The sequence below is a fragment of the Chlorobium sp. KB01 genome, assembly GCF_001975465.1.
Taxonomy (GTDB): domain Bacteria; phylum Bacteroidota; class Chlorobiia; order Chlorobiales; family Chlorobiaceae; genus Chlorobium.
Genome location: NZ_MPJE01000063.1, coordinates 39,028 through 45,027, shown reverse-complemented (window position 1 = coordinate 45,027; position 6,000 = coordinate 39,028). Strand labels below are relative to the sequence as shown.

Below are 6,000 nucleotides of genomic sequence, written 5' to 3'. Positions count from 1 at the left end.
GACAAGTATAAGGTTACGTGACCGTCTGGTTCGACAGTATCAGCAAAAAGGTGAAATGGCATTAATGCCGACTGCGGTTACGTACTCAATGGCAGTTTGACAGCAACTTCGATTTGTTCAGTAATCCCTACTTGAAGAGTGATGAGCCGGAAATATTTCCCGGTATCGCGTTACTTCCTGAAGGCACCCGTCGAAAACAATTGACAGACGCCGCAGAGAAAATGTTTTCCGCAGATTTCTCTCAACGATGCCTGCCTTTTGACAACCACTCTGCGGTTGAATATGCAGAACTGTTGTCAAAGCGGTTGCGTAACGGAAAACCGGTAAGCACAGAGGATGCCCAGATAGCAGCTATTGCCGTAACGAACAAGCTCATCCTTGTTACCCGCAACACAAAAGATTTTGTGGAAATTGACGATCTGATGCTGGTGAATCCATGGGAAACCACCTGACAAGCTATTCGCCAATACGTTGACAGGCAATTATGGCCACCACACTCTCCCGTTATTTTTCAGCTTTTGTTTTCTTTGTGCAAGTTTCTTTAGGTGGAGTTGGCCTCGTTCACTGTCATACCTGCTCTTGAAAAATCTCCGCAAACTGAGCGGCAAATTCTGCCGGTGTTAACCCTCCCATAGCGACGGACAACCCTTATATTTTATAGTTAAATCAGTTACTAACTATCCGGAGCGCGGTATGCACAGGAAGTTCGGGAAGAGTGATATTGTTGAAATTGCGGTTGATGCCATGCTGTTCAATTGACTGGAGCCGGATTTTTCGCTTCAGGTTGAGAAACAGACAGCCTCAATTGACGGGCCAAGTCATGACAGTAGTTCGGATATTCTTGATCTTACCTCACTGCTCTGGTGCTCTCCTGATGTAAAGCTTTGCATCCAAAAAAACTCTTTTATATCACATCAAGGTTTCTGCCTTTACTTCCATATTACAAGTGTTTTTCTTGAAATTCGATGTGATAATGGTGAATTATTCAATTTTTCAGCAGTTAACACAATCCATCTATCAAGATGCCAACATACGCCTTCATTCTCCATAGACAGGTATTCTCCCTCGTTTGCAATGCACAAAAAATACTGATGCCGGTCTTATGTTCTGTGTTGCTTTTTGCAACAGTAAATGCAGAACAGTATAACTCACACTATTCCCATGCTAATGGGTGTTCATTAGATTGCAATCCAAGTTTTATCGGAAATAAATCTTTTGAACGAAAGGGTTTAGGTTCAGAAGGATCTCGTTCATCCACCGATGATGAAGTTCCGATATTTGTTCCAACTGACAAAATGCCTGGTTTTCTTGATCAGAAAAAACCCGTCTATCCCGAGATTGCAAGAATTGAAGGAATTACTGGCAAGTTGTTTGTAAATGTTCTGATTGGAAAAGATGGTCGACCAGAAAAGGTAAAAGTTATGAAGCGTATTCCGCCTGACTGTTATGTATTTGATGAGGTTGCTATCAAGTCCGTAATGGAATCTGCATACTCTCCAGCTATTCTGAATGGCCGTCCCATAAAGGTATGGTTGACTGTTCCGATAAAATTTCAATTTGATTAGAGGGGGACGTGCCCATATTGACCGGTAACCGGCTCTAAGCCCGGTTTTCCTTGCTGTGCCAGACGCGAATAATAACAGCCGTATCGTTCCTCTCCCGCATGTAGCGAAGAACAAAAGCTCCGGCACCAAAAGATACCACCAATTCGCGCCTTCCCGTGTCATCGTTCTTCGGGTGACCAATGTCCGGTATTGATTTGAGCAAACCCGCTCCGTCAAGAATGGCTTGTGCTGCCCGAGCTGCCGCACCGGGATTTTTTTCGTACAGGAACGCATGAAGCCGCTCAATATCGGCTAAAGCCTCCGGAAGCCACTTTATTTGGGGCAAGAGGTCACCTCTCCTTTTGCCAGATTTTCAATCCATGCAGCAGCTTTCTCATGGGGGATAGCTTCACCGGTTAATTGATACCGTTCCCATCGTTCCAAATCCTCGCGTTTTTCCCGCTCATAATTTTCTTCGCTGTCCAGGAATTTTTCGATTGCCTTGCACATGAGCCAGTGCGGTGATCTGTCGCGTACACGAGCCAAATCTGCAAGGCGTTTATGCGTAGTATCGTCTAACTTGACGCTTTTCGTCTGAGTCATGATCTTCTCTCCTTTTGTTTCAAGGTAATACTTATTATGACTTTTGACAACCACTCTTTAGCGTGCAAGTTGTGATCGGAAACGAAGCATAAACCGGCATTACGCAATCCGCAATTCTGCGCGGGTAGAGAGCGCATTCATTCATCAATGCACACCACCGGGAAATATGGAATCTCCCTGCGTATATTATGGAATGGATCAGGTTTCCGGAGTGGCGGATTTCCCATTGCAATTAATCAGATAATAAATCGGTACAATGCGAAAACTGGTTGCGATCTGTTTTACTCTTCTCTCTCTGCTCTCTGCAGAAACGGCTCATGCCGGGCACGCTGAAGCAGAGGGGATTGCCCCGCAAAAGGCACTGACCCTCCTGCTTGACGGCAACCGGCAGTTTGCCAGAAAGGGAGCGGTCAGTAACCTCAATCACCATGCTTCAGTCAGTTATCGCAAGTCGCTCGCCACCGCTCAGCACCCCTTTGCCGTTATCATCGCCTGTTCGGATTCCCGCCTCTCTCCTGAAATTCTCTTTGACAAGGGGCTTGGAGAGCTGTTTGTGGTTCGGGTTGCCGGCAACATTGTCGGAGCCCATGAGCTCGGTTCGGTTGAGTATGCTGTTGAGCATCTCGGAGCAAAACTCGTTATGGTGCTTGGCCATGAGCGCTGCGGAGCGGTCACGGCAACCTATGAGGCCCGGTTCTCCGGCAGCAAGGTTGAAGGCAATATCGGCTCACTTGTTGCATCCATTGATCCTGCTGTCACGGCGGTGATGGCTGAAGGCGCTAAAGCAACCAAAGCTGAACTGGTTGACCGCTGCATTCATAAAAACGTGGAGATCGTCGCCGGTCAGTTGTCCACCAAATCGCCGATTATAGCCGAAGCGCTTCAAAAGGGTGAGATCAGGGTTGTCAAGGCTTACTATGACCTTGATGACGGTACGGTCAGCGTGACTCCCTGAAGCTGTTTTTTTTTGTCAACGTTTGATTGTAACTGCAAAGCCGGATAGCATGGTAAGTGGCTGATAAATTCATTTGACAATGGATTTATTTTGTTATAACATATGGTATAACAAAAATGCGGAGGCAGTGGTATGCGTGCTACGGTAACAAAGATTGGTAATTCAACAGGCCTTATCCTGCCCAGGGCTGCGGCTGATCGCCTTAAGGTAAAGCAAGGGGACATTGTTTTTTTAACGGAAACGCCAGCAGGGTATACCGTAACCCCCTACGATCCGGAATTTGCAGAACAAATGGAGGCGGCCCGTCGCGGCATGTCCGAATACCGGAACGCTCTTCATGAGCTGGCCAAATGAGCTGGCGCTGGCTTCTGGATGGGGTAATCATTGCCATACATGACGAACAAATTGCTGTGCATGGAGGAAGCCCCGGTATTCGAGATGCCGGGCTTTTGTCTTCAGCCCTTGCTCGCCCGAAACACAAGGCTGATTACGGTGATCCCTCCGTTTTTGATTTGGCAGCCGCCTATGCTTATGGCATCATTCGTAACCACCCTTTTGTTGACGGCAATAAACGCACAGGGTTTCTTGTTGCCTATGTATTTCTGACTATTAACGGATGGGAACTGAGGTCAGGAGAGGTCGAAACTTTTAAAGCGGTTTTTGATCTGGCGGCAGGTGAAATGGATGAACCCTCTTTTTCTGACTGGCTTAAAAACAACTCAGTTATTCGGGCAGCACAGGAATAAGCAGTGAACAGCATAATCGTTCCTCTGCTGCTCTATCCCTCAATCATCTCTATCCATGTGCGGACGATTCGGTTTTTTTGAGCTGAAGTACTTTATTGAGCAGCTTCGCCAGCTTGAGCTTCCTTTTGAGGAGGAGGAGGGGTTTGTTTTTCATCCGGGCTATAACATTGCTCCTGAATCAAGGATTGTCACCCTGCTTGCGGAGAGTGGTCGTTACACCCTTGCCGAAGCGCACTGGGGGTTGATTCCTCACTGGGCTCGTGAAATGCCGAAAGTGCGTCCGATCAATGCCCGCGCAGAGAGCCTTTCGGTGAAACCTTACTTCCGTCACATGCTCAACCGCCGCCACTGCCTCATTCCTGCAAGCGGTTTCTACGAGTGGCAACGGAGCGGAGGCGCAAAAAAACAGCCATACTACATTCACCGCGTGGATGGCAGGCCGATGGCTTTTGCCGGGCTTTGGGAGAGCTGGCAGCCGGTTGATGCTGCTGAAGCGCCGGTTCGAAGCTGCACCATCATTACCACCAGAGCCAATCATCAAATGGCGCCCGTTCATGACCGGATGCCGGTGATTCTTGAACCGGAAAATTGGCGGCAGTGGCTTCAGGCAGGAAAACCGGGCGCTGAAAAACTGCTGGAGCCCTCCGGTGAAGGCACTCTCGATATCTATCCGGTTTCAACAAGGGTAAACAATCCGCAATACATTCGCCGTGATTGTATAACTCATCTTGACGCGATAAATCCCGATTGACGATATCCTGGAGGGAGGGCCGGGGTTCCTCATGCCTTTTTACCGGTGCTGTATATGCGCCCGGTGATCCTTTTTGTGTATGAAGTATATGTGCGATAAAAAAGTTGAAAAAATATATTTTAACTTTTTTCTCAATAACTATATTCTGATGACCGATGAGTCAGCAGTAACAAGAAAAAACAGGATAAATCGGGCTTTATCTAAAGTTGTAAAACCCTGTTTCAAATAGAGATAGTGTTGTCACAGTTCTCTTTTCAGGATACAGTACTGGTCAATCACACCCCGGGTTCTCTGTCTTGCTCTCGTTGTAATGCTGATTCCAGGATACGATGTTCTGATTTCAATCTTCAGGTAATGAGCAAAAGGGGCATGTACGGTGAAAACCACTCTTAATCGAGAACTTTTCGATGCAACTTGTTACGATAATCTGCCAAGGGTCAGGGCGCTGCTTGCCCGGGGGCCCGATGTCAATGCAAAGTGTGAAATTGTAGATTTGACACCTTTGCTCTGTGCGGTGGATAATGGTCATACCGAAATCGCGAAACTGCTGCTTCGTAAAGGGGCAAAGGTGAATGTGACAACAAGAACCGGCAGGACGCCGCTGCACATTGCTGCGTTGCATGGGTATCAGGATGTGGTGGAACTGCTGCTTGATCATGCGGCAGAGGTCAACGCGGTAGATCAAAACAGAGCGACGCCGTTGAAGCTGGCGGAGGCAAACCGTCACACCAACGTTGCGGAACTGTTGCGCAAGCTTGGTGGCTGTTAATACGTTGATCCGAAATCAAGGCGGGCCATCAGCACATACCGCCAGAAGCGCAGTTTCGGTCAGATCAAGAACCCAGGTAAAGAGTTGCAAAAGCCCCGTCGATCTGTCGGGGTTTTCAGGTATGGGCGGAAAAGAGGCTTCCCGAATTGTCGCCTAAAAGCCTTTCCGGATTAATCCGATTTGTTGTCAATCTCCTCCTGCATTGAGTGCCATTAATTAACGGATTGTTACAGGTGAAAAAATATAGAGATCAGCTATTTTTTTGAAATATCGTATAGGGGAGGTATATGTTCTGAAAATAAAATCGTGTGATCGGGGTATCGTATATTTGTTGCTACCGGAATAATGAGATCCGATATTGATCGACATGCCTATTTACCTTACCTGTGCAATATGAGCACTTCAGGTTATAATGAACTGGCATTTTATTTTTTTCGATATGCTGCAGGGCTCTTTTTTCCCCTGCTGTTTTTGATGAAACAGGTTATTCGACAAGGAATTGCAGCATTAAAATACTTTTATGATGTGTCGCTCTCACTTTGCACGGGATACCGGGGGATATGTCCGGAATATTCCTTTGTAACTTGCGTGCGAAGTGTCTTGTACGTACATTAAAAAAGCAGAGTGCAGGG

9 protein-coding genes are annotated in these 6,000 nt (G+C 47.1%); 7 read left to right on the top strand and 2 right to left on the bottom strand.

What is annotated here, in order from left to right:
- Positions 1–113: 113 nt before the first annotated feature.
- Together BOO20_RS06380 and BOO20_RS12620 are read left to right on the top strand one after the other, a co-directional pair.
- Positions 114–452, top strand: coding sequence for a DUF5615 family PIN-like protein (locus BOO20_RS06380; RefSeq protein WP_233120912.1), 339 nt, complete (start codon positions 114–116; stop codon positions 450–452).
- Between the two features lie 570 nt (positions 453–1,022).
- A complete protein-coding gene (locus tag BOO20_RS12620) occupies positions 1,023–1,565 on the top strand; it encodes an energy transducer TonB (protein ID WP_083694578.1) in 543 nt (180 codons plus the stop codon).
- 34 nt (positions 1,566–1,599) lie between these two features.
- Here the strand turns inward: BOO20_RS12620 and BOO20_RS06370 are convergent, their stop codons facing one another.
- The gene (locus BOO20_RS06370) at positions 1,600–1,890 is read right to left on the bottom strand and encodes a type II toxin-antitoxin system RelE/ParE family toxin (RefSeq protein ID WP_076791457.1); all 291 of its coding nucleotides are present in this window, start codon (positions 1,888–1,890) and stop codon (positions 1,600–1,602) included.
- Entirely contained in the window at positions 1,878–2,147 is a 270-nt protein-coding gene (locus tag BOO20_RS06365) for a CopG family ribbon-helix-helix protein (RefSeq protein WP_076791456.1), read from the bottom strand. The genes BOO20_RS06370 and BOO20_RS06365 overlap by 13 nt, the downstream gene beginning before the upstream one ends.
- A 256-nt stretch (positions 2,148–2,403) precedes the next feature.
- On the opposite strand from BOO20_RS06365, the gene BOO20_RS06360 reads away from it, so the two are divergent.
- The 5 genes from BOO20_RS06360 to BOO20_RS06340 all read left to right on the top strand — a co-directional run bounded on the left by BOO20_RS06360 (position 2,404) and on the right by BOO20_RS06340 (position 5,368).
- Positions 2,404–3,102 carry a carbonic anhydrase gene (locus BOO20_RS06360; protein WP_076791454.1) on the top strand — a complete coding sequence of 233 codons (699 nt, stop codon included), beginning with the start codon at positions 2,404–2,406 and terminating at the stop codon, positions 3,100–3,102.
- Positions 3,103–3,234: 132 nt separating this feature from the next.
- Positions 3,235–3,456: a transcriptional regulator gene (locus tag BOO20_RS06355; RefSeq protein ID WP_076791453.1), complete on the top strand. Its 222-nt coding sequence runs from the start codon at positions 3,235–3,237 to the stop codon at positions 3,454–3,456.
- Positions 3,453–3,848 (top strand): type II toxin-antitoxin system death-on-curing family toxin, encoded by a 396-nt coding sequence (locus BOO20_RS06350; RefSeq protein ID WP_076791451.1) that lies wholly within the window; start codon positions 3,453–3,455, stop codon positions 3,846–3,848. The genes BOO20_RS06355 and BOO20_RS06350 overlap by 4 nt, the downstream gene beginning before the upstream one ends.
- Positions 3,849–3,903: 55 nt before the next feature.
- Positions 3,904–4,599, top strand: coding sequence for an SOS response-associated peptidase (locus BOO20_RS06345; protein WP_076791450.1), 696 nt, complete (start codon positions 3,904–3,906; stop codon positions 4,597–4,599).
- Positions 4,600–4,975: 376 nt separating this feature from the next.
- Complete coding sequence (locus tag BOO20_RS06340) at positions 4,976–5,368, top strand: ankyrin repeat domain-containing protein (RefSeq protein ID WP_076791448.1); 393 nt, start codon at positions 4,976–4,978, stop codon at positions 5,366–5,368.
- Positions 5,369–6,000: the final 632 nt, after the last annotated feature.

What these genes read in the sequence shown, in the direction of transcription:
- BOO20_RS12620 (WP_083694578.1), top strand. Translation starts at nt 1,023, where the DNA reads ATGCCAACATACGCCTTCATTCTCCATAGACAGGTATTCTCCCTCGTT.
- BOO20_RS06365 (WP_076791456.1), bottom strand. Translation starts at nt 2,147, where the DNA reads ATGACTCAGACGAAAAGCGTCAAGTTAGACGATACTACGCATAAACGC.
- BOO20_RS06360 (WP_076791454.1), top strand. Translation starts at nt 2,404, where the DNA reads ATGCGAAAACTGGTTGCGATCTGTTTTACTCTTCTCTCTCTGCTCTCT.
- BOO20_RS06355 (WP_076791453.1), top strand. Translation starts at nt 3,235, where the DNA reads ATGCGTGCTACGGTAACAAAGATTGGTAATTCAACAGGCCTTATCCTG.
- BOO20_RS06350 (WP_076791451.1), top strand. Translation starts at nt 3,453, where the DNA reads ATGAGCTGGCGCTGGCTTCTGGATGGGGTAATCATTGCCATACATGAC.
- BOO20_RS06345 (WP_076791450.1), top strand. Translation starts at nt 3,904, where the DNA reads ATGTGCGGACGATTCGGTTTTTTTGAGCTGAAGTACTTTATTGAGCAG.